The sequence below is a fragment of the Cobetia sp. 29-18-1 genome (assembly GCF_029846405.1).
GTDB classification, from domain to species: Bacteria; Pseudomonadota; Gammaproteobacteria; order Pseudomonadales; family Halomonadaceae; genus Cobetia; species Cobetia amphilecti.
Genome location: NZ_JARWKS010000009.1, coordinates 29,939 through 50,015, shown reverse-complemented (window position 1 = coordinate 50,015; position 20,077 = coordinate 29,939). Strand labels below are relative to the sequence as shown.

Genomic DNA, 20,077 nt, shown 5'->3' with positions numbered 1-20,077 from the left:
AATAAGGCAGATCGCTATGGCAGCTGCAAAAGAGATTCGCTCCCAGATCGGGAGCATCAAAAATACGCAAAAGATCACCAGCGCCATGGAAATGGTGGCTGCGTCCAAGATGCGTAAAGCGCAGGATCGCATGGCGGCCAGCCAGCCTTATGCTCATCAGATCCGCAAGGTTGTAGGACACATCGCCCGGGCCAACCCGGAATATCGCCATCCGTATCTGATGGAACGCGATGTGAAGCGTGTCGGTTATATCGTGGTCTCCAGTGATCGCGGCCTGTGTGGTGGCCTGAACGCCAATCTGTTCAAGGCTGTCACCAAGCATGCGAAGAGCTGGCGCGACCAGGGTGTCGAGGTGGACTTCTGTGCCCTCGGCTCCAAGGCCGGTACCTTCTTCCGCAACTACGGTGGCAACCTGCTTGCCGCCAAGTCCGGTCTCGGGGATTCCCCGGGTACCCAGGATCTGATCGGTAGCGTCAAGGCCATGCTGGACGCATTCGACGAGGGCAGCCTCGACCGTCTGTACGTGGTGTTCAACGAGTTCGTCAACACCATGACGCAGAAGCCGGTCGTGCGTCAGCTGCTTCCTCTCGAAGCTGATCTGAATGACGAAGAAACCGGTCCCACTACATGGGACTACCTGTATGAGCCGGATGCCGTCTCGTTGCTCGACAAGCTGCTCAAGCGCTATGTCGAGGCCCAGGTCTACCAGGCCGTGGTCGAGAACATCGCCTGCGAACAGGCAGCGCGAATGATCGCAATGAAGAGTGCGACCGATAACGCCGGCGACCTGATCGACGACCTTCAGCTGGTCTACAACAAGGCCCGCCAGGCAGCGATCACTCAGGAAATCTCCGAGATCGTATCCGGTGCCGCCGCCGTCTGATGACAGCGTGGCAACAGGCAAGCAGGTTTCAATCGCAGGTTTAAGAGGAACCAGGAATGAGCGGACGTATCGTACAAATCATCGGCGCGGTGATTGACGTCGAGTTTCCGCGGGACGCAGTGCCCAAGGTCTACGACGCCCTGAACGTCGCCGATAGCGAGACCGTACTCGAAGTCCAGCAGCAGCTGGGCGACGGCGTGGTCCGTACTATCGCAATGGGTTCGACCGAAGGCCTCAAGCGCAGTCTCGCAGTTGAGAGCACCGGTGCTCCGATCTCCGTGCCGGTCGGCACGGCGACTCTGGGTCGCATCATGAACGTGCTGGGTCAGCCGATCGACGAAGCTGGCGACGTGGGTGCTGAAGAGCACATGCCGATTCACCGTGCAGCCCCGAGCTTCGCGGAACAGGCAGCGTCCAACGAGCTTCTGGAAACCGGCATCAAGGTCATCGACCTGGTCTGCCCGTTTGCCAAGGGCGGCAAGGTCGGTCTGTTCGGCGGCGCCGGTGTCGGCAAGACCGTCAACATGATGGAGCTGATCCGCAACATCGCCACCGAGCACAGCGGTTATTCCGTGTTCGCGGGCGTGGGTGAGCGTACTCGTGAAGGTAACGATTTCTTCCACGAAATGAAGGAATCCAACGTTCTCGACAAGGTTGCCCTGGTCTATGGCCAGATGAACGAGCCGCCGGGTAACCGTCTGCGCGTGGCACTGACCGGTCTGACCATCGCCGAGAAGTTCCGTGACGAAGGTCGTGACGTTCTGCTGTTCGTCGACAACATCTATCGTTACACCCTGGCGGGGACCGAAGTGTCCGCACTGCTGGGTCGTATGCCGTCCGCGGTAGGTTATCAGCCGACTCTGGCGGAAGAGATGGGCGTCCTGCAGGAACGCATCACTTCTACCAAGACTGGCTCGATCACTTCCGTGCAGGCCGTCTACGTCCCCGCGGATGACTTGACCGATCCGTCTCCGGCGACCACCTTCTCGCACCTTGACGCGACTGTCGTACTGTCCCGTCAGATTGCCGAGCTGGGTATCTATCCGGCCGTTGACCCGCTCGACTCCACCTCTCGTCAGCTCGACCCGCTGGTCGTTGGCGAAGAGCACTACAACACTGCCCGTAACGTTCAGGGTGTGTTGCAGCGCTACAAGGAGCTGAAAGACATCATCGCCATCCTCGGGATGGACGAGCTGTCTGACGAAGACAAGCAGACCGTGGCACGTGCGCGCAAGATCCAGCGCTTCCTGTCACAGCCGTTCTTCGTTGCGGAAATCTTCACCGGCGCGCCGGGCAAGTACGTGTCCCTCAAGGACACCATCCGCGGCTTCCAGGGTATCCTGGACGGCGAATATGACGCACTGCCGGAGCAGGCGTTCTACATGGTCGGCACCATCGACGAAGCTGTCGAGAAAGCCAAGGGCATGTAATTTCCCTGTTCAGGCATGAGGAAACAGGTATGGCTATGAGCGTCCATTGCGACATCGTCAGCGCTGAGAAAGGCATCTTTTCCGGCCTGGTCGAGCGTCTCGTGGCTGCCGGCAGCGAAGGTGACCTCGGCATCATGCCGGGTCACGCTCCGCTGCTGACCGAGCTGCAACCCGGCCCGATTCGCGTTCAGCGTCAGGGTGGGGCCGAGGAAATCTACTACGTCAGTGGCGGATTCCTCGAAGTGCAGCCGAACCTCGTTTCAGTCCTCGCCGACACCGCAGTACGTGCCGACGATCTGGATGAGGCGGCAGCCCAGGAAGCCAAGGAAGTGGCCTTGAAGGCCATGAACGACCAGGCTTCCGAACTGGAATACTCACGCGCCACGGCCGAACTGGCCGAGGCGATGGCCAAGCTGCGCACCGTGCAGCAGATGCGTCGTCACACGCGCTGAGATGCACTGGGCCATGACGGCCAGTGACAGGAAAGAGGCGACCTTCGGGTCGCCTTTTTTTGTGCTCATCACCCGGGAATGGACAGTCTTGCCGCTGGGGCAGCCTGGCGCGATTCAAGGTTGAGCGTGCTCATCCGTCAGCACATTGAGCGCTGAGCCGGTTGGCTGAGAGCCCTTGCGGGAGCACTGCTACTTTCTCGGGTCTGTTCTCGGCGACAGTCCCGTGGGTAAACCTCGTCACTGGCAGGTCACGGATCAGCTGCTATCATGGCGCCACTATTTTCAGGGCTTCAGGTATGAAGACCCGCTTTCTACAGGAGTTCACCGATGAGCAGCGCAGAGCGTACCGACGTCGTCATTCTTGCCGCAGGCCAGGGCACCCGCATGCGTTCCAAATTGCCGAAGGTGCTGCACCCGCTGGCAGGCAAGGCGATGGTGCGTCATGTGGCTGACACCGCTGCTGGCCTGGACGGTGCGCATCTGAATGTCGTCATCGGTCATGGTGGTGAGCGCGTCCAGCAGCAGCTGGCCGATACCGGCGCCAGCTTCGCGGTGCAGGCAGAGCAGAAGGGCACCGGCCACGCCGTGGCCCAGTCACTGGACGCCATCGGTGATGGCAAGGTGCTGATCCTGTATGGCGATGTACCGCTGATTCGTCGCGAGACCCTCGAGGCGCTGCTGGCCGAAGTCAGTGAGCAGACCCTGGGCCTGCTGACGGTGATTCTGGAAGACCCGACAGGCTATGGCCGTATCGTGCGTGACGCCGAAGGCCGCGTCAGCGCCATCGTAGAGCACAAGGATGCCACGCCGGAGCAGCTGGCCATCCAGGAAGGCAACACCGGTATCCTCGCCACCACTGGTGCCCAGCTCAAGCGCTGGCTGCCGGCGCTGTCCGCCGACAATGCCCAGGGCGAGTATTACCTGACCGACATCATCGCCATGGCGGCCAGCGAAGGCGTCAACATCGCCACCGCCCAGCCGGCGGCGGTCGAGGAAGTGCAGGGCGTCAACAACCGCCTGCAGCTGGCCGATCTCGAGCGTGCCTTCCAGCGTCGTGAGGCCAACCGCCTGATGACCGAAGGCGCCAGCCTGGCCGATCCGTCACGCATCGACGTGCGCGGCAAGCTGACCATCGGCACTGACATCAGCATCGATGTCGGCTGCATCTTCGAAGGCGACGTCACCTTGGCGGATGATGTGGTCATCGGCGCCCACTGCGTGATCCGCAACGCCACCATCGGTGCCGGCGCCAACATCGCGCCGCACAGCGTCATCGACGGCGCCGTGCTGGAAGGCGACAACAATGTCGGCCCGTTCGCGCGTCTGCGCCCGGGCACCGAGCTTGCGCGTGGCGCACGCATCGGCAACTTCGTCGAGACCAAGAATGCCCAGGTCGGCGTCGATGCCAAGATCAATCACCTGAGCTATGTCGGCGATGCGACCCTCGGTGAGGCCGTCAATGTCGGCGCCGGCACCATCACCTGCAACTACGATGGTGCCAACAAGTTCCGCACCGAAATCGGCGCCAATGCCTTCATCGGCTCCAACTCGGCGCTGGTGGCACCGCTCAAGATCGGTGCCGGTGCCACCGTGGGTGCCGGTTCTACCTTGAGCCGCGATGTCGCCGAGGGCGCTCTGAGCGTGGCGCGTGGCAAGCGTATCGACAAGCCGGAATGGCCGCGTCCGACCAAGAAGTGATCGGCAGTTGTGGTAGTGATGCTTGCCCCTGAGGGGAGATGAGCATCACCGGCGGGGAGGCACCGACAGGTGTCTCCCCGTTTTTCGTCACGGCCGATTGTGCTGGGCGGCCTGCCGGGAGTGAATCGCCTCATCCTCTAGCGTCTTTCACTTGATGTTTCGATTCATCTCTCTTATCTTTCGGTTCGAAACTTTATGGGAGTCCCCGATGTCAAAGCGACTGACACCACAACGGCGTCACCAGATCCTTGATCAGCTGGCGCGTGACGGTGAGGTCAGTGTCGAGGCACTGGCGCGGGAGCTTGCCACCTCGGAGGTCACCATCCGCAAGGACCTGGCCTTCCTCGAGAAGAGTGGCCTGCTGCTCAGACGCTATGGCGGCGCCGTGGCCATACCGCGTGAGCTGCTGGTGCATGACGAGCCGGTCAGCGCCGCCAAGCAGGCCATCGCCCGTCTCGCCGCGAGCCGTATCCGCGCGCACCAGCGCATCATCATCGACAGCGGCACCACCACGGTGGTGTTGATTCCCGAGCTCAAGGGCCGGGATGACCTGATCGTGATGACCAACTCGCTGAGCGTGGCCAATGCCATCCGCGAGCTGGAAAACGAGCCGGTGCTGCTGATGACCGGTGGCACCTGGGACCCGCACTCCGATTCCTTCCAGGGTCAGGTGGCGGAGCAGGTGCTGCGCAGCTATGACTTTGATCAGGTGTTTCTCGGCGCGGATGGTCTCGATCTCGAGCGTGGCACTACCACCTTCAACGAGCTGATCGGCCTGTCGCGCGTGATGGCCGAGGTGTCGCGTGAAGTGGTGGTGATGGCGGAATCCCACAAGCTGGGCCGCCGCATTCCCAACCTGGAGCTGGCCTGGTCCAGCGTCAGTACCCTGATAACCGATGACGCGTTGCCTGATGCTGCGCGTGACCAGATTCGTGCTCATGGCGTCGAGGTGTTGATCGCCCCGCTCATCGAGCCAGCAACTGCATAAGGAGATCGCTCATGTGTGGCATCGTCGGCGCCGTCGCCAGTCGTAACGTCCAGAACATCCTGCTCGAGGGCCTGCATCGCCTCGAATACCGTGGCTACGACAGTGCGGGCATGGCCGTCCTCTCCGAAGAGGGTCGCCTGAACCGCGTGCGCGCGCTGGGCAAGGTCGGGGCGCTGCAGAGCCGCCTCGAGGAAGCTCCGCTCAAGGGTCGTGTCGGCATCGCGCACACCCGCTGGGCCACCCATGGCGCACCGAGCGAAGCCAATGCCCACCCGCACCAGTCCGGCGATAGCCTGGCCGTGGTCCACAACGGCATCATCGAGAATTACGAGACCCTCAAGCGCGAGCTGGAAGGCCAGGGCTACGTCTTCACCTCCGAGACGGACACCGAGGTCGTCGCTCACCTGCTGGCGCGGGAATACACCCTGAGTCAGGACCTTCTGACCGCGGTGCAGAAAGCCGTGGCGCTGCTCGATGGCGCCTTCGCGCTGGGCGTGGTGCATCGTGCCCAGCCGGACGTGCTGATCGGCGCGCGTCAGGGCAGCCCGCTGGTGATCGGTGTCGGGATCGACGAGCACTTCCTGGCCTCCGATCAGCTGGCGCTGCTGCAGGTCACCGATCGCTTCATCTACCTGAAGGAAGGCGATCTGGTGCGCATGACCGCCGAGCAGATCGAGATCTTCGAGCAGGGCGAGCGTCTGGTCACCGAGGCCAACGAGCGTCCGGTGCAGACCTTCGAGCACTCGCAGGATGCCGCTTCCAAGGGCGATTATCGTCACTTCATGCTCAAGGAAATCCATGAGCAGTCGCGTGTGCTGGCCGCCACGCTGGAAGGCCGCCTGAACGGTGATCACGTGCTGGTGCGCAGCTTCGGCAGCGAGGCGGAAAACCTCTTCCGCCAGGTCAAGCAGGTGCAGATCGTCGCCTGTGGTACCAGCTACCACGCCGGCATGGTCGCGCGTTACTGGATCGAGCGTCTGGCCGGCATTCCGGCGGCGGTCGAGGTCGCCTCCGAGTTCCGCTACCGTCCGGTGGTGGTCGCCGATGGCACCCTGTTCGTCACCCTGTCCCAGTCCGGCGAGACCGCCGATACGCTGTCCGCGCTGCGTTATGCCCAGTCGCTGGGTGGCTTCCTCGGCAGCCTGGCGATCTGCAACGTCCCGGGCAGCTCGCTGGTGCGGGAATCAGACCTCAGCCTGATGACCATGGCTGGCCCGGAAATCGGCGTCGCCTCCACCAAGGCCTTCACCACCCAGCTGGTCGGCCTGATGCTGCTGACACTGTCGCTGCGTCGTGTGCGTGGCGGTGATGAGGCCGGTGAAGCCGAGGTGGTACGCGAGCTGCGTCAGCTGCCGTCGCTGGTTACCAAGGCACTGGCCATGGACAGCGAGATCGAGCGTCTCTCCGAGGCCTTCGCCGACAAGCACAATGCGCTGTTCCTCGGGCGTGGTACCCAGTTCCCCATCGCACTGGAAGGCGCGCTCAAGCTCAAGGAAATCTCCTACATCCACGCCGAGGCCTATCCGGCGGGTGAGCTGAAACACGGCCCGCTGGCACTGGTCGATGCCGACATGCCGGTAGTGGCGGTGGCACCGAACGACGAGCTGCTCGAGAAGCTCAAGTCGAACCTGCAGGAAGTGCGTGCGCGTGGCGGCGAGCTTTATGTGTTCGCTGACGAGAACATCAGCCTTGAAGAGAGCGAAGGCGTGCGCGTGCTGCGCATGCCGCATGTCAGCGAAGTGCTGGCGCCGATTCTCTACACCCTGCCGCTGCAGCTGTTGTCCTATCACGTCGCCGTGCTCAAGGGCACCGATGTCGATCAGCCGCGCAACCTGGCCAAGAGTGTCACGGTCGAGTGATCTGCGATGCAAGACTGCTTCGCCATGTCTGGCGCAGCAGCAGATGAGCCCAGTCTCATTGTGCCAACGGCAGCCTCAGGGCTGCCGTTTTTGGTATCCTGTGCGCCTGCCTTCTTATCCCCTTCCGTCCGCTGCGCGTTCATCGCCCGGCGCACGCACGTGACCTGCCATGACTGATCGCGACGCATCGCTTACCCGCCTCAACAAGTTCATCAGCGAAACGGGCTTCTGCTCGCGGCGCGAGGCGGATCGCTACATCGCCGAAGGACGAGTGACCATCAATGGTGTCGTGCCCGAAATGGGCACCAAGGTCGCGCCGGGCGATGAGGTGCTGGTCAATGGCAAGCCATTGAAAGCCAAGCAGGAAGCGGTCTACCTGGCCTTCAACAAGCCAGTGGGCATCACCTGTACCACCGAGCGCCATGTCGATGGCAACATCATCGATTACATCGGTCATCCCAAGCGGATCTTTCCGATCGGTCGCCTCGACAAGCCCTCCGATGGCCTGATCTTCCTGACCAGTGACGGCGATATCGTCAACAAGATCCTGCGTGCCGGCAACGCCCACGAGAAGGAATACGTGGTGCGGGTCGACAAGCCGATCAACGGCGACTTCCTCAAGCGCATGGCCGCTGGCGTGCCGATTCTGGACACCATCACCCAGCCGTGTCGCATCGAGCAGATCTCGACCTATGTGTTCCGCATCATCCTGACCCAGGGCCTCAACCGCCAGATCCGTCGCATGTGTGAGGCGCTGGGCTATGAGGTCTTCAAGCTCAAGCGGGTGCGCATCATGAATGTCAGCCTGGACGGGCTGGGAGTCGGCGAATGGCGGTATCTCACCCAGCGCGAGATGGCGGATATCCAGCAGATGATCGAGGGCTCCAGCGGTACTGAGGAAGCCTCGCGCCTGGCGGCGGCACCGCCTCCTTCCCAGCATGCGACGGCGGCGCGCCATCAGCGCGCCGCCCAGGATACGGACGCTGGCCGGCATAGCGGCACTCGACGTCATGAGGGCGGCAAGAGCGGATCCGGCCAGCGCAGCCCTGATAAACGCGAGACACGTCAGCGCGGCGCTGATCAACGCCATCCGGGCCAGCGTTCAGGTGCTCCTCAGGCAGGAGCCAAGCAAGAGGGTGCAGGGCGTCGCGAGCGTTCAGATGAGCGCACCACGGGTCGTGGCAATCAGGAAGGCAGAAGCGACGGCAGGAATTCCAGCAGGAATGCCACCAAGAGTGCGGGCGGCGCCGGCAAGCTCGCCAGCGGCCTCAAGCCGCGCACGCGTGGCAATGCCAGCGATGGCCGCAATGAGCGTGGCGCGGCCAACAGCAAGACCTCTGCCAACAAGGGCGGCAGCAGCAAGAGTTACGGCAACACGAGCTCGGGGAAAAACAGCCCGGCTGGCAAGGGCGCCTCGTACAAGGGTGGCGGTTCTTCCAACGGGGGACGCGGTCGCCGCTAGTGAGCCGTCTGCACCTGCTTGTCATGCGCCGGTGAGGCAGGCTGAGCGGTCTGAGGCGTGCGGCGATGGTAGCGGCCCAGCACGAAGGACAGTGTCGCGAATGCCAGCGCCGAGCAGATGACCTGTGGCCAGGGGTAGACCAGCGCGGCGATCGCGATCAGCAGCAGGTCGAAGGCGAAGGTGGTGCGACCGGCATGGATGCCGAAGCGTCGCTCCAGATGCAGCGCCAGAATGTTCAGGCCGCCCAGCGAGGCGTTCTCGCGAAACAGCAGCGTGATGCCCAGGCCGATCAACAGGCCTGCGGCAATCGCCGCGACCGGCAGGCTGACGGCGCCCAGCGGCAAGCTGACTGCCAACACATCGGACAGTACGGAGAGCAGGCTGACGCAGCCCAGCGTGCGCAGGGTGAAATTCAGCCCCAGCTGTTTCCAGGCCAGGCCGTAGAAAGGCAGGTTGATCAGGAAGAACAGGCTGCCGAAGCTCAGTGCTGTCAGGTCGGCGCCCAGCAACGACATGCCGGCAGTGCCACTGACCAGCAGGCCACCGGCCTGCAGCAGGCGTACGCCGAGCGCCACCAGCAGGCAGCCCTCGATGAGCGTGATCAGGCTGCGCAGGGTGATGGCATTTGCCGCGCGTGAGCGGCTGCCGCTGGCGCGCAGAATGAGTCGTTGGAAAGCAGTCATGACAGGCTCCGGGGTATGGGCAGTCAACAAGAGTGTCTTCCGGCGCGGCTTGTGGCTGGCAGGAAGCGGAGTCAGGGCGGTGGGTGGACCGCCTGCTGACGTGTCATGCAGGATGCGGACCATAGCACGCCGTGATGACAGTTTTTATTGTGCTTACGTCGCTCTGGCAGACGATATTCTTCGGCTTGTTGGCTCTTTGACCCTTATATTCCTCTAGCTCTGGCCTCTTCATGCACCATTTTCATGCAGCCTCCGCACCGTCGGATGCCTCGCACTCGGCGGGGCATCTTCATCTCGGGCTCGCGATGTGGGCCAATGACGACTGGCGCGGCAGCCTGTTGCCGGGCAGCGGCCCGCGGGAACATCTGGCGGATTACGCCCGGGTCTTCGATAGCGTCGAGGGCAATACCAGCTTCTATGCCCAACCCACGCCTGCTGCCATCGCCAGCTGGGCTCGTCAGGCGCCGGCCAATTTTCGCTTCTGCTTCAAGTTGCCGGGTCGACTGACTCATGAATTGCGCCTTCAGGGCATCGAGCACCAGCTGGCGGAATTTCTCGATTGCCTGGCGCCGATAAAGGACCGCCTCGGTCCGATCATGATTCAGCTACCGCGTGACCTCGGGGCGGAAGTCCTGCCACGCCTCGAGCAATTCCTGCAGTCGGTGAAGGGAGCAGGGCTTGCCTGGTCGGTGGAGCCCCGCGACCCGGTATTCTTCGCCAAGGGCGAGGCGGAACGACAGTTGAATCGCTTGTTGATAACTCACGCAGTCGATCGCGTGATGCTGGATGTGCGTCCACTCTTCAGTGGCCCCACCACCGCGCATCCGGGCCTTGCGGTGGCGCGCTCGGAAAAGCCTCACCGCCCATTGCATGTGTTCTCCAGCGGACAACATCCCGTGGTGCGCTTCATCGGTCATTACGATGAAGTCACCAACCGGGCACTGTTCGCTCCCTGGGTAGAGCGACTTTTCTTGTGGATAAGTCAGGGGAAAAGCCCGTTTCTCTTTGTACATACACCGGACAACAAGGCAGCGCCCGCGCTGGCACGCCTGTTGGCCAACCAGGTGCTGGCGAAACTGGACCGCCCCTTGATCGGGGCCTTTCCGGGAGAGGGGCAGGGCAGCCTGTTCTGACGCTCCACCTGGCCGTGAGGTTTCTCCTGTGAGGCCATGGTCTGATGGTGGCTTGCTGGCAGATGGCCTCTCAATCGAGTAGCTTTAGCCACATGTTGCCGTTACCGCGGCGATATTTACCGGAGATGGGCAGTCTGCCCGTTCCGGCGTGCCTATCGGCACTTGCCTGTCATTCCCCACGACCTACCCGGTCAGCGTGAATGCCGGGAGCACCACAGCAGTGATCCTGCGACGCCATCGTGTTGGCCACGGATGATCCGTCCGCCTTGGCAGCATGATGCAACAAGCACAACAAGGTGCCCGAAGTCGCTACCAGCGACTGGCACCCTCGCGACGAATCAGGGATTCACATGTCATCCAAACCGCATTCCCACGCACAGTGGTCTTCTCGCCTGGCCTTTACCCTGGCTGCCGTCGGTTCATCTGTCGGTCTGGGCAATATCTGGAAATTCCCCTACATGACAGGTGAGAGCGGCGGCGGTGCCTTCGTCCTCGTCTATCTGATCTGCATCCTGCTGATCGGTCTGCCGATCCTGATGTCGGAATGGCTGCTGGGTCGTCTGGGGCAGAAGAACCCCATCTCGACCATGAGCCACATCAGTGCCCGGCTCAAACGCAGTCCCGCCTGGGTCTTGATCGGGGTGGCCGGCGTGCTCGGCGCCTACCTGATCCTGTCCTTCTACAGCGTCATCGGCGGCTGGGCGCTGGCCTTCATCGCCGACGCGGCCAGTGGCAGTTTCGAAACCCTGACCTCTGATACGGCCGGTAGCCTGTTCGGCGGTCTGCTGGGGGACCCGACCACACTGCTGGCCTGGCACAGTGCCTTCATGCTGATGGTGATCCTGGTCGTGGCCGGCGGGGTCGCCGGTGGCCTGGAGCGTGCCGCCAAGATCCTGATGCCGCTGCTGGCGGTGATGTTGATCGTGCTGGTCGGCTACGCCGCCACCACGGATGGCTTCGCTGATGCCGCCGCCTGGCTGCTGACGCCGGACTTCTCCAAGCTCGACAAGGATGGCGTGCTGGCGGCCATGGGGCATGCCTTCTTCACCCTGTCACTGGGCATGGGCATCATGATGGCCTACGGCTCCTACCTGTCCGATGACGTCAATATCGGACGTACCGCGCTGGTCGTGGTGGTGCTGGATACCGTCATCGCCCTGCTGGCCGGTCTGGCCATCTTCCCGGTGGTGTTCTCCAACGGCCTCGACGCCGCCGCGGGCCCGGGCCTGATCTTCCAGACCCTGCCGCTGGCCTTCGGTCACATGCCGGGCGGTGAAGTCTTCGGCGTGGTGTTCTTCGTGCTGCTGGTATTCGCGGCCTGGACCTCGGGCATCTCGCTGCTGGAGCCCATCGTCGAATGGCTCGAAGAGAAGACGCCGATGTCGCGCGTCGGCTCGGCCTGGGTCGCGGGTATCGCCACCTGGCTGCTGGGCATCGCCACCATCCTGTCCTTCAACCTGTGGAGTGACGTGGCGCCGCTGGGCATGTTCGCCAAGTTCGAAGGCATGACCATCTTCGACCTGCTCGACTACGCGACCAGCAAGCTGATGCTGCCGCTGACCGGTCTGGCGACCATCGTCTTCGTCGGCTGGTTCATGGGCCGTGACGAGGTGCGCAGCCAGCTCAACATGAGCGACTCGGCCTTCTCGCTGTGGAGCTTCGTGGCGCGCTATATCGCCCCGATCGGTGTGGTCGTGGTGTTCGCGTCCAGCCTGTAGGTCTAGTGAGATCTCGAGAGATCTTGTGAAACACTTGCCATGACTTGTCTCAGGCCTGTCATGGCAGGCAATGCGAAAGGCCCGCCATCCGGCGGGCCTTTCCTGTTTCTGAGCCTGGAGAATCTCGACCCGGTCGCGTGCTTGCCTGGCAGGCGTCATGGCTGGGTAGCGCTGCGCTGCGTGGCCGTCGTCTGTCATGCGTTTGACGTAGAAGATTCATCCTTTCCGAGAGGGAAAGTCGGCATCAGGCGTGAGCCTGGTTTCAGGTATTGAGAGGCGCATGGCGGCGGATACGCACTGAAATGGTGCATCAAGGATGATGGCGGCACGCGATAGAGGAGAAATGTGACAAACAAAAGAAGAGCGGTGGGGCGGAAAATGAGGTGAGAAAAAACGAATATTTCGGGATTGATGAGCAGGACACCGGGCATGACAGCGCAGAAGGCACTTCAGTCAGGGGGGGATGATGCTGAAATTGCGCCAGAGGGGGGTACGACCATGCTCGAAAGAGATGGTGGAAGGTGTCGCATGGAGCCCGAACCCTGTCGGATCAGAGCGTGAAAACATCACTGATCGGCGGGGAGCGTATCGCCTCCCCGCCTGGAATCAGTGGGTGTCGATATCGCTTTCAGTATCCATTTCCAGCACTTCGATGTCGCTTAAATCCTCGCTTAGGCGCTTGATTTCGTTGTGCAATTCTATTCCACGACGGGCGCGGAGATGGCGGACTGCGCTTTGTTTCTTGCGGGCCTGATGTTCGTCGGCACCGAGAGTCATGAAAATATCGAGAAGCTCTTTCTTGAGCGTATCTACCTGCTCTGAATTACGCATGATTCGACCTCCATGGCATCCAAAGGATGTGGGCTTTCACTGGCGCCACACCGTTTTACTATAGCTCACTTGACAAAATTGTGACTATCGCCTGCCTGTGCAGGCGACACCCCTGGGGGGATGACGTAAGCTCAGGCATGCCCATGAAGTCTGCAAGGAGTGTGCCGTGAGCCATGCCATCTTCGACGACCTGAGGAGCCGGATGGAGAATTTCCGCCGCTCTGAACAAAAGGTCGCACGCTATGTCCTTCGCCATCCGGAGGAAGTGATTCACATGCGGATCGTCGATCTGGCCAGCGAGTCATCGGTCAGTGAGCCGACGGTCGTGCGTTTCTGTCGGGCAATGGGCTTCGCCGGCTTCCAGGATTTCAAGCTGCAGCTGGCGCAACGCCTCGCCACCGGCACCCAGTTCGCCCAGTTCTCCATGAATGACTCCGATAGCGTGGCCGAGTTCTCGCACTCGCTGTTCGATTCCACCATCGGCACCCTGCTGTCGGTGCGTGACCGCCTGGATGCCGAAGCCGTCGCGCGCGCCATCCACTCGCTGGCCTCCGCCAGCCGGGTCGAGTTCTACGGCTATGGTGCCTCGGGCGCCGTGGCTCACGATGCCCAGCACAAGTTCTTCCGCCTGCAGATCTCCACCGCCGCCTACACCGACCCGCATATGCAGAACATGTCAGCGGTGACGCTGGGGCCGCGCGATGTGGTGGTGGCCATCTCCCAGACCGGCCGCACCAAGGCGCTGATCGCCAGCGTGCGTCTGGCGCGGGACGCCGGCGCGACCGTCATCGGGCTGTGTCCGAGTGGCTCGCCACTGGCGGATGAAGTCACGCTGCCGCTGCACATCGATGTGCACGAAGACACCGAGATCTACACCCCGATGAGCTCGCGTATCGCGCACCTGGTGATCGTCGATACGCTGGCGGTCGGTGTCGCCAAGGCGCGTGGACCCAAGCTCAAGGAGCAGCTGGAGGCGGTCAAGAAGAGCCTCGCCACCCTGCGCATCGACGACCACGACTTCGATACCCACTGAGCGCCGCCCGGGCATCATCTGTCTTGAAGGCAAGTGCAAGGCACGTATGTGCAAGGAAGGCCGGCGCGGGGAAGAGCAGGGCAGGCCGCTGTGATAAGGTGGATGCCTGAACAGGGGCAGCGAATCTCACGCTGCTCCGCTCCTCGACTCCTCTGCCCTGTGGTGAGCCCTGCATGTCCGAATCGCCCCTCCTCGATCACCTCAACACGCATCAGCGTGAGGCCGTGTCCGCGCCGCCGGGCAACATGCTGGTACTGGCGGGGGCCGGTTCCGGCAAGACCCGCGTGCTGGTTCACCGCATCGCCTGGTTGATGGACCAATACCAGTTCTCGCCCTACGCCATCCTGTCGGTGACCTTCACCAACAAGGCCTCGCGGGAGATGCGCACGCGTCTCGAGGCGCTCAATGGCAGCAGCCTGCGCCACATGTGGGTCGGCACCTTCCACTCCATCAGTCACCGTCTGCTGCGCACCCACTGGCAGGAGGCGCGCCTGCCCGAGCACTTCCAGATCATCGACAGCGATGACCAGCTGCGCATGGTCAAGCGGCTGCTCAAGGAGCACAACGTCGATGACGAGCGCTGGCCGCCCAAGCAGGTCCAGTACTTCATCGCCGGCTGCAAGGAGGAAGGTCTGCGCGCCCATCAGGTGCAGACCCACGGCGATGCCTACATGGGCAAGATGGTCGAGATGTATGAGCTCTATCAGCTCGCCTGTGAACGCGGCGGCTTGGTCGATTTCGGTGAGCTGCTGCTGCGCTCGCTGGAGCTGCTGCGCGATACGCCGCACCTGCTGGCGCATTACCGCGAGCGCTTCGCCCACCTGCTGGTCGACGAGTTCCAGGATACCAACACCCTGCAGTACGCCTGGCTGAAGCTGTTGGCCGGTGATCGCGAGTGCATGACCGTGGTCGGCGATGATGACCAGTCCATCTACGGCTGGCGTGGCGCGCGGGTCGAGAATATCCAGCGCTTCACCGAGGAATTCGCCAACACCCGCGTGGTGCGCCTGGAACAGAACTATCGTTCCTCCAGCGCCATTCTGGAGGCCGCCAACGCCCTGATCAGCCACAATGGCGGGCGCATGGGCAAGGAGCTGTGGACCGACAGCGGTCGCGGCGAGCGCATTCGTGTCTATGCCGGCTTCAATGACATCGACGAGTCGCGCTACATCGCCGATACCATCCGTGAACTGGTCAATGAGCATGGCTACAGCCGCGACGAGATCGCGATCCTGTATCGCTCCAACGCCCAGTCACGCGTGCTGGAGGAGACGCTGATCCGCCAGGGCATGCCGTATCGCATCTATGGCGGCCAGCGCTTCTACGAGCGTCTCGAGATCAAGAACGCGCTCGCCTACCTGCGTCTGATGAACAACCGCGAGGACGATGCCGCCCTGGAGCGCGTGATCAACGTGCCGGCGCGTGGCATCGGCATGCGCACCGTCGAGCAGCTGCGCGAGCGCGCACGCTACGGCAACCTGACCATGTGGCAAGCGATGAGCGATGCGGTCTCCGATGGCGCCCTCAAGGGACGCGCCGCCACCGCCGTGCGAGCCTTCGCCGACATCATCGATGGCCTCGACAACGACACCGCCGGCATGGCGCTGCATGAGCTGGTCGAGCATGTCATCCATGTCTCGGGCCTGCGTGAGCATCACGCCGCCGAGAAGGGCGAGAAGGGCCAGGCGCGCCTCGAGAACCTCTCGGAGCTGGTCAACGCCTGCCGCGCCTTCAGTCAGGGCGAACGCATGGACCCGGAAGCCCCCAGTGAAGGGGCCGAGGCGCTGGAACCCTTCCTCGCCGAAGCCGCGCTGGATGCCGGCGATCACGAAGCCGCCGAAGGCGAGGAATGCGTGCAGATGATGACGCTGCACTCCGCCAAGGGGCTCGAATTCCCGGTGGTATTCGTCGCCGGGGTCGAGGAGGGGCTGTTCCCGCACAAGATGTCGCTGGAAGAGCCGGGGCGTCTCGAGGAAGAGCGTCGCCTGTGCTACGTCGGTGTCACCCGCGCCATGCAGCGCCTCTACCTGACCTACGCCGAGCTGCGTCGCATGCACGGCAAGGAGACCTTCCAGCGGCCGTCGCGTTTCCTGCGTGAACTGCCGGAAGAGCTGATGGAAGAGGTGCGTCTGCGTGGCCAGGTCTCGCGTCCGGTCTCGACCCAGCGCGCCACGCCGAATCGCCGTCCTTCCGGACCGCGTCAGGAGAGTGTCGAGGCCAATGGCGACATGCCGGCACTTTCGCTCGGCAGCCTGGTGCGGCATCCGCTGTTCGGGGAAGGCGTGGTCATCAATGCCGAAGGCCAGGGCGAGCGCGCGCGTGTGCAGATCAGCTTCGAGGGCGAAGGCGACAAGTGGCTGGTGCTGGGCTTTGCCAAGCTGGAAGTGCTGAGCTGAACCTGCATTGATGGCAGACGCAGCCATGAGGCGCTGACAGCGGGCGCTGGCAAGAGGTGAAAAGCGGCGCAGGGGGCGCGGTATTCGTGCGCCATTACGGCCTTGGTGCAGTTGTGGGCCATCCATGGGTCGCGGCATAGTGGCAGACAATCAGCTGTCTTGATGCCGCGTCATGCATTGCCCACAACTCGAACAAGGAAAGTCCCATGCAACGCCGCCGTTTTCTCTCTGCTCTGGGGGCCGGTGCTGCCGGTCTCGCCGCCGCGCCTTTCGTGTCCACCGCCAATGCCGCCGAGGGCGAGACCATCCACTGGAAGATGGTCACCTCCTGGCCGAAGAACTTCCCGGCACTGGGCACCGGCGCCAATGAATTCGCCAGCCTGATCGGTCAGCTCTCCGGTGGTCGCCTGCAGGTCAAGGTCTATGGCGCCGGCGAGATGGTGCCGGCGCTGGAAGTCTTCGATGCCGTGTCCTCCGGTACCGCCCAGATGGGCCACTCGGCCTCCTACTACTGGAAGGGCAAGGTGCCCGCGGCCCAGTTCTTCACTGCGGTGCCCTTCGGCATGAACACCACCGAGACCAACGCCTGGCTGTATCACGGCGATGGCATGAAGCTGTGGGACGAGATCTACTCGCGCCACAACCTCAAGCCGCTGGCGGTGGGCAACACCGGCACCCAGATGGCCGGCTGGTTCAACAAGGAAGTGAACAGTCTCGAGGACATGAAGGGCCTGAAGATCCGCCTGCCGGGGTTGGCGGGCGAAGTGATGAATCGCATCGGCGCCAGCGCGGTCAATCTGCCGGGCAGCGAGATCTTCACCGCGATGGAAACCGGCGTGATCGATGCCACCGACTGGGTCGGCCCCTACAATGATCTGGCCTTCGGCCTGCATCAGGTGGCCAAGTATTACTACTCGCCGGCCTGGAACGAGCCTTCCGCCATCCTCGAAGGCACCGTCAATCTCGAGGCCTGGCAGGCACTGCCGGAAGACCTGCAGCAGGTGGTGATCCAGGCGGCCAGAATCGCCAATCACGCCATGGTGGATGAATTCGCGCTGCGCAACGCCACCGCGCTGACCTCGCTGGTCGAGGAGCACGGTGTGGAGCTGCGTGAATTCCCTCAGGACGTCTATGCGGCGCTGTTCGATGCCTCCAACGAGGTGCTGGACGAGTTCATCGCCAAGGATGAGGACGCCAGGCGCGTCTATGAGTCCTATCGCGCCTTCCAGCAGCAGGTCGCGCCCTGGTCGCGTATCGGTGAGCAAGCCTATCTGGATGCGCGTGGTCGGGTGCTGGGCGAAGCCTGAGCGTGCCTCTTTCCGACTGCCTGCCGCACTGTCTGCCTGACTGTCTGACTGTCTGAGCGCGTGACTGATTGTTGACGAAAAAGCCGCCCCTGAGGGCGGCTTTTTCTTGGCGTGTGGCTGACAGGAAGAGAGGCGAGGCGCCTGGCTCAGTCCTGCTCAGGATCAGTCCTGCTCCTCGATGATGGCGGTGCTGGCCTGCTCCGGTACGGCGCGGATGCGGCCATTGTCATCGAGTGCCACCATCACGTAGCAGGCTTCGGTCACCTTGGTCAGCGCGTGTTGATTGCGCTCCTGCGGCGGGCGGATCCAGACCTCGACGGCGAGCCTGATCGAACTGCGCCCGACCTCGGCCACCTGAGTGAAGATATTGACCACCGAGCCGATACGCACCGGCGACAGGAAATCGAGGCCTTCGACGGCCACGGTGGCAGTGCGTCCGTGGGCGACGCGCCCGGCGGCCAGCTCACAGGCTTCGTCCATGCGGTGCATCAGCCAGCCGCCGCTGATGTCGCCATAGAGATTGGTGTCCTGGCGCTGGGCAATCAATTTGAGCGTCAGTGTGCCGTTCGGCGTCGGGATATCATCCAGAGCTTGCATGTCATGACTCGCTATCTTGTTGTTATAAAATGGTCATTTCATTTCTGCACCCTTCCATCTGAAAAAGGTGCGTCTTTTGGCGCAGGGCGCTGCCTTGCACAGGGCACTTCGGCAATTGCCGAAGAAAGTCACCGGGTGCCATCGATAGCATCAGCGCGACGCAGACCATGGCGGATGAGCCGCAGCGGCTTCATCATCTCCTGTATCCTACTCCGGCGGACAAAGCACTGTCCTCACTGACAAGGGACTGTCAGGAGATTTTTTTGCGCTGCAGCATGGAGTATCGTTCCTCAACGCAGCAATGACGGATACTCGCTGTCTTTCGCCATGCTGCACGGGCCGCCCTGAGGCACCGTCGCGTGCCCGTCGCCACGGGCGTGGCAAGCAGTGGCCAGCTCCGTGTCGCATCGTCATCTTGTTCATTCTCTGGTGGGAAGTCGCCATGTCAGTTTCCGTCGGGTCGCTTGTCCGTTCAGGCTTTCGCGCCGTGTTCGCGTCGCGTCGCGGGTCATCCGCGTCCTCCTCATATGTGTCCTCCTCATGCGCGCTCCGCCTGCGCTCAGGGCTGCCGTCGCTGCGGCTGATGTCGCTTGCCTGCCTGCTGGGGCTCTCGGCGCTCTCGGCTCCGGCACTGGCCGACAAGGTGCCCGAATATCGCCCGGTGTCCGGGGTGGTGGGCAACCTGACGGCGGTGGGCTCGGATACCCTGTCGGTGCTGGTGACACGCTGGGCTGCCCAGCTGCGCCGCTATCATCCGGGGGTGCGCGTGCAGCTGCAGGCCGCGGGCTCCTCGACGGCACCGCCGGCATTGATCGCCGGCACCACCCGCATCGGCCTGATGTCGCGTCCGATGAGCGATCAGGAGCGTCAGGACTTCACGCGTGAATTCGGCTATCCGCCGCTGGGTGTGCCCGTGGCGCTGGATGCGATGGGCATCATCGTGCATCGCAGCAATCCGCTGGAGGAGATCAGCATCGCGCAGCTGGATGCCATCTTCTCCGCCACGCACAACTGTGGTGGCCAGGCGGCCAATCGCTGGGGCCAGCTCGGGCTGAGCGATGAGTGGAATGACCGCCAGATCACGCGCTTCGGGCGCAGTGCCACCTCGGGCACCTACGGCGCCTTCCGCCGTATCGCGCTGTGCGATGGTGACTTCCGCCTCGATGTCAGCGAACAGCCGGGCTCGGCCTCCATCATCGGTGCGGTGGGCTCCTCACCCAATGGCATCGGCTATGCCAGCTTCAGCACCTCTTCGCCGCTGGTGAAGCAGCTGTCCGTCAGCCGTGAGGCGGGTGGCCACGCCGTCTTCCCGAGCCGGGCCAGCATTCGCGATGGCCGTTATCCGCTGACCCGCGCGCTGTACATCTACGTCAATCGCGTGCCTGACGAGCCGCTCCCGGCGCTGGAGCAGGCCTTCCTGTCATTGATCATGTCGCGCCAGGGCCAGCAGGCCATCCTGCGCGGTGGCTATGTGCCACTGCCGGAAAAGCAGCTGCTGCACTGGCGTCAGCAATTGGGGCTGGAGGATGTGGATGCCCTTTGATTCGCCTTTGTCATCTCTCTGTCATCACTTGGACATAATCTCGGTGCCATACCCGCTTCATGCG

General features: G+C 62.8%; 16 protein-coding genes. 13 read left to right on the top strand and 3 right to left on the bottom strand.

Features of this window, described 5'->3' with window-relative positions:
* Nucleotides 1-16: 16 nt before the first annotated feature.
* The 7 genes from atpG (at nucleotide 17) to rluF (ending at nucleotide 8,772) form a co-directional block, all read left to right on the top strand.
* The gene (gene atpG / locus QD208_RS08905; protein WP_043331714.1) at nucleotides 17-883 is read left to right on the top strand and encodes a F0F1 ATP synthase subunit gamma; all 867 of its coding nucleotides are present in this window, start codon (nucleotides 17-19) and stop codon (nucleotides 881-883) included.
* Between the two features lie 56 nt (nucleotides 884-939).
* A complete protein-coding gene (gene atpD, locus QD208_RS08900) occupies nucleotides 940-2,313 on the top strand; it encodes a F0F1 ATP synthase subunit beta (RefSeq protein ID WP_043331716.1) in 1,374 nt (457 codons plus the stop codon).
* Nucleotides 2,314-2,342: 29 nt separating this feature from the next.
* Nucleotides 2,343-2,765, top strand: coding sequence for a F0F1 ATP synthase subunit epsilon (locus QD208_RS08895; RefSeq protein ID WP_054556360.1), 423 nt, complete (start codon nucleotides 2,343-2,345; stop codon nucleotides 2,763-2,765).
* Between the two features lie 327 nt (nucleotides 2,766-3,092).
* Nucleotides 3,093-4,463: a bifunctional UDP-N-acetylglucosamine diphosphorylase/glucosamine-1-phosphate N-acetyltransferase GlmU gene (gene glmU / locus QD208_RS08890; RefSeq protein WP_279836536.1), complete on the top strand. Its 1,371-nt coding sequence runs from the start codon at nucleotides 3,093-3,095 to the stop codon at nucleotides 4,461-4,463.
* A 208-nt stretch (nucleotides 4,464-4,671) separates the two neighbouring features.
* Nucleotides 4,672-5,451 (top strand): DeoR family transcriptional regulator, encoded by a 780-nt coding sequence (locus tag QD208_RS08885; RefSeq protein ID WP_279836535.1) that lies wholly within the window; start codon nucleotides 4,672-4,674, stop codon nucleotides 5,449-5,451.
* A gap of 11 nt (nucleotides 5,452-5,462) precedes the next feature.
* The gene (glmS, locus tag QD208_RS08880) at nucleotides 5,463-7,310 is read left to right on the top strand and encodes a glutamine--fructose-6-phosphate transaminase (isomerizing) (RefSeq protein WP_279836534.1); all 1,848 of its coding nucleotides are present in this window, start codon (nucleotides 5,463-5,465) and stop codon (nucleotides 7,308-7,310) included.
* A gap of 169 nt (nucleotides 7,311-7,479) precedes the next feature.
* Nucleotides 7,480-8,772 (top strand): 23S rRNA pseudouridine(2604) synthase RluF, encoded by a 1,293-nt coding sequence (gene rluF / locus QD208_RS08875; protein WP_279836533.1) that lies wholly within the window; start codon nucleotides 7,480-7,482, stop codon nucleotides 8,770-8,772.
* On the opposite strand, the gene QD208_RS08870 is transcribed toward rluF, so the two are convergent.
* Nucleotides 8,769-9,455 (bottom strand): YitT family protein, encoded by a 687-nt coding sequence (locus QD208_RS08870; RefSeq protein WP_082388683.1) that lies wholly within the window; start codon nucleotides 9,453-9,455, stop codon nucleotides 8,769-8,771. The two genes, rluF and QD208_RS08870, sit on opposite strands and share 4 nt — an antisense overlap.
* 230 nt (nucleotides 9,456-9,685) lie before the next feature.
* Between QD208_RS08870 and QD208_RS08865 the strand changes: the two genes are divergently transcribed.
* Both QD208_RS08865 and QD208_RS08860 read left to right on the top strand, forming a co-directional pair.
* Nucleotides 9,686-10,588 (top strand): DUF72 domain-containing protein, encoded by a 903-nt coding sequence (locus QD208_RS08865; RefSeq protein WP_279836532.1) that lies wholly within the window; start codon nucleotides 9,686-9,688, stop codon nucleotides 10,586-10,588.
* A 350-nt stretch (nucleotides 10,589-10,938) separates the two neighbouring features.
* On the top strand, nucleotides 10,939-12,306 hold the full coding sequence (locus tag QD208_RS08860) for a sodium-dependent transporter (RefSeq protein ID WP_043331727.1): 1,368 nt from the start codon (nucleotides 10,939-10,941) through the stop codon (nucleotides 12,304-12,306).
* A 606-nt stretch (nucleotides 12,307-12,912) separates the two neighbouring features.
* On the opposite strand, the gene QD208_RS08855 is transcribed toward QD208_RS08860, so the two are convergent.
* Nucleotides 12,913-13,137 (bottom strand): hypothetical protein, encoded by a 225-nt coding sequence (locus QD208_RS08855; protein ID WP_043331728.1) that lies wholly within the window; start codon nucleotides 13,135-13,137, stop codon nucleotides 12,913-12,915.
* A 166-nt stretch (nucleotides 13,138-13,303) separates the two neighbouring features.
* On the opposite strand from QD208_RS08855, the gene hexR reads away from it, so the two are divergent.
* The 3 genes from hexR (at nucleotide 13,304) to QD208_RS08840 (ending at nucleotide 17,873) form a co-directional block, all read left to right on the top strand.
* Nucleotides 13,304-14,170: a transcriptional regulator HexR gene (gene hexR, locus QD208_RS08850; RefSeq protein WP_043331730.1), complete on the top strand. Its 867-nt coding sequence runs from the start codon at nucleotides 13,304-13,306 to the stop codon at nucleotides 14,168-14,170.
* A gap of 173 nt (nucleotides 14,171-14,343) precedes the next feature.
* Nucleotides 14,344-16,566 carry a DNA helicase II gene (gene uvrD, locus QD208_RS08845; RefSeq protein WP_043331731.1) on the top strand — a complete coding sequence of 741 codons (2,223 nt, stop codon included), beginning with the start codon at nucleotides 14,344-14,346 and terminating at the stop codon, nucleotides 16,564-16,566.
* A gap of 206 nt (nucleotides 16,567-16,772) precedes the next feature.
* Nucleotides 16,773-17,873 carry a TRAP transporter substrate-binding protein gene (locus tag QD208_RS08840; protein ID WP_043331733.1) on the top strand — a complete coding sequence of 367 codons (1,101 nt, stop codon included), beginning with the start codon at nucleotides 16,773-16,775 and terminating at the stop codon, nucleotides 17,871-17,873.
* A 162-nt stretch (nucleotides 17,874-18,035) separates the two neighbouring features.
* Here QD208_RS08840 and QD208_RS08835 read toward each other — a convergent pair whose 3' ends face one another.
* Nucleotides 18,036-18,470 carry an acyl-CoA thioesterase gene (locus QD208_RS08835; RefSeq protein WP_054556356.1) on the bottom strand — a complete coding sequence of 145 codons (435 nt, stop codon included), beginning with the start codon at nucleotides 18,468-18,470 and terminating at the stop codon, nucleotides 18,036-18,038.
* A 583-nt stretch (nucleotides 18,471-19,053) separates the two neighbouring features.
* On the opposite strand from QD208_RS08835, the gene QD208_RS08830 reads away from it, so the two are divergent.
* A complete protein-coding gene (locus QD208_RS08830) occupies nucleotides 19,054-20,013 on the top strand; it encodes a phosphate ABC transporter substrate-binding protein (protein WP_279836531.1) in 960 nt (319 codons plus the stop codon).
* The last annotated feature ends 64 nt before the right edge of the window (nucleotides 20,014-20,077 follow it).

Bases quoted from the DNA above. Each gene is read 5' to 3' on its own strand.
- atpG (WP_043331714.1), top strand. From the start codon at position 17: ATGGCAGCTGCAAAAGAGATTCGCTCCCAGATCGGGAGCATCAAAAAT.
- atpD (WP_043331716.1), top strand. From the start codon at position 940: ATGAGCGGACGTATCGTACAAATCATCGGCGCGGTGATTGACGTCGAG.
- QD208_RS08895 (WP_054556360.1), top strand. From the start codon at position 2,343: ATGGCTATGAGCGTCCATTGCGACATCGTCAGCGCTGAGAAAGGCATC.
- glmU (WP_279836536.1), top strand. From the start codon at position 3,093: ATGAGCAGCGCAGAGCGTACCGACGTCGTCATTCTTGCCGCAGGCCAG.
- QD208_RS08885 (WP_279836535.1), top strand. From the start codon at position 4,672: ATGTCAAAGCGACTGACACCACAACGGCGTCACCAGATCCTTGATCAG.
- glmS (WP_279836534.1), top strand. From the start codon at position 5,463: ATGTGTGGCATCGTCGGCGCCGTCGCCAGTCGTAACGTCCAGAACATC.
- rluF (WP_279836533.1), top strand. From the start codon at position 7,480: ATGACTGATCGCGACGCATCGCTTACCCGCCTCAACAAGTTCATCAGC.
- QD208_RS08870 (WP_082388683.1), bottom strand. From the start codon at position 9,455: ATGACTGCTTTCCAACGACTCATTCTGCGCGCCAGCGGCAGCCGCTCA.
- QD208_RS08865 (WP_279836532.1), top strand. From the start codon at position 9,686: ATGCACCATTTTCATGCAGCCTCCGCACCGTCGGATGCCTCGCACTCG.
- QD208_RS08860 (WP_043331727.1), top strand. From the start codon at position 10,939: ATGTCATCCAAACCGCATTCCCACGCACAGTGGTCTTCTCGCCTGGCC.
- QD208_RS08855 (WP_043331728.1), bottom strand. From the start codon at position 13,137: ATGCGTAATTCAGAGCAGGTAGATACGCTCAAGAAAGAGCTTCTCGAT.
- uvrD (WP_043331731.1), top strand. From the start codon at position 14,344: ATGTCCGAATCGCCCCTCCTCGATCACCTCAACACGCATCAGCGTGAG.
- QD208_RS08840 (WP_043331733.1), top strand. From the start codon at position 16,773: ATGCAACGCCGCCGTTTTCTCTCTGCTCTGGGGGCCGGTGCTGCCGGT.
- QD208_RS08835 (WP_054556356.1), bottom strand. From the start codon at position 18,470: ATGCAAGCTCTGGATGATATCCCGACGCCGAACGGCACACTGACGCTC.
- QD208_RS08830 (WP_279836531.1), top strand. From the start codon at position 19,054: ATGTCGCTTGCCTGCCTGCTGGGGCTCTCGGCGCTCTCGGCTCCGGCA.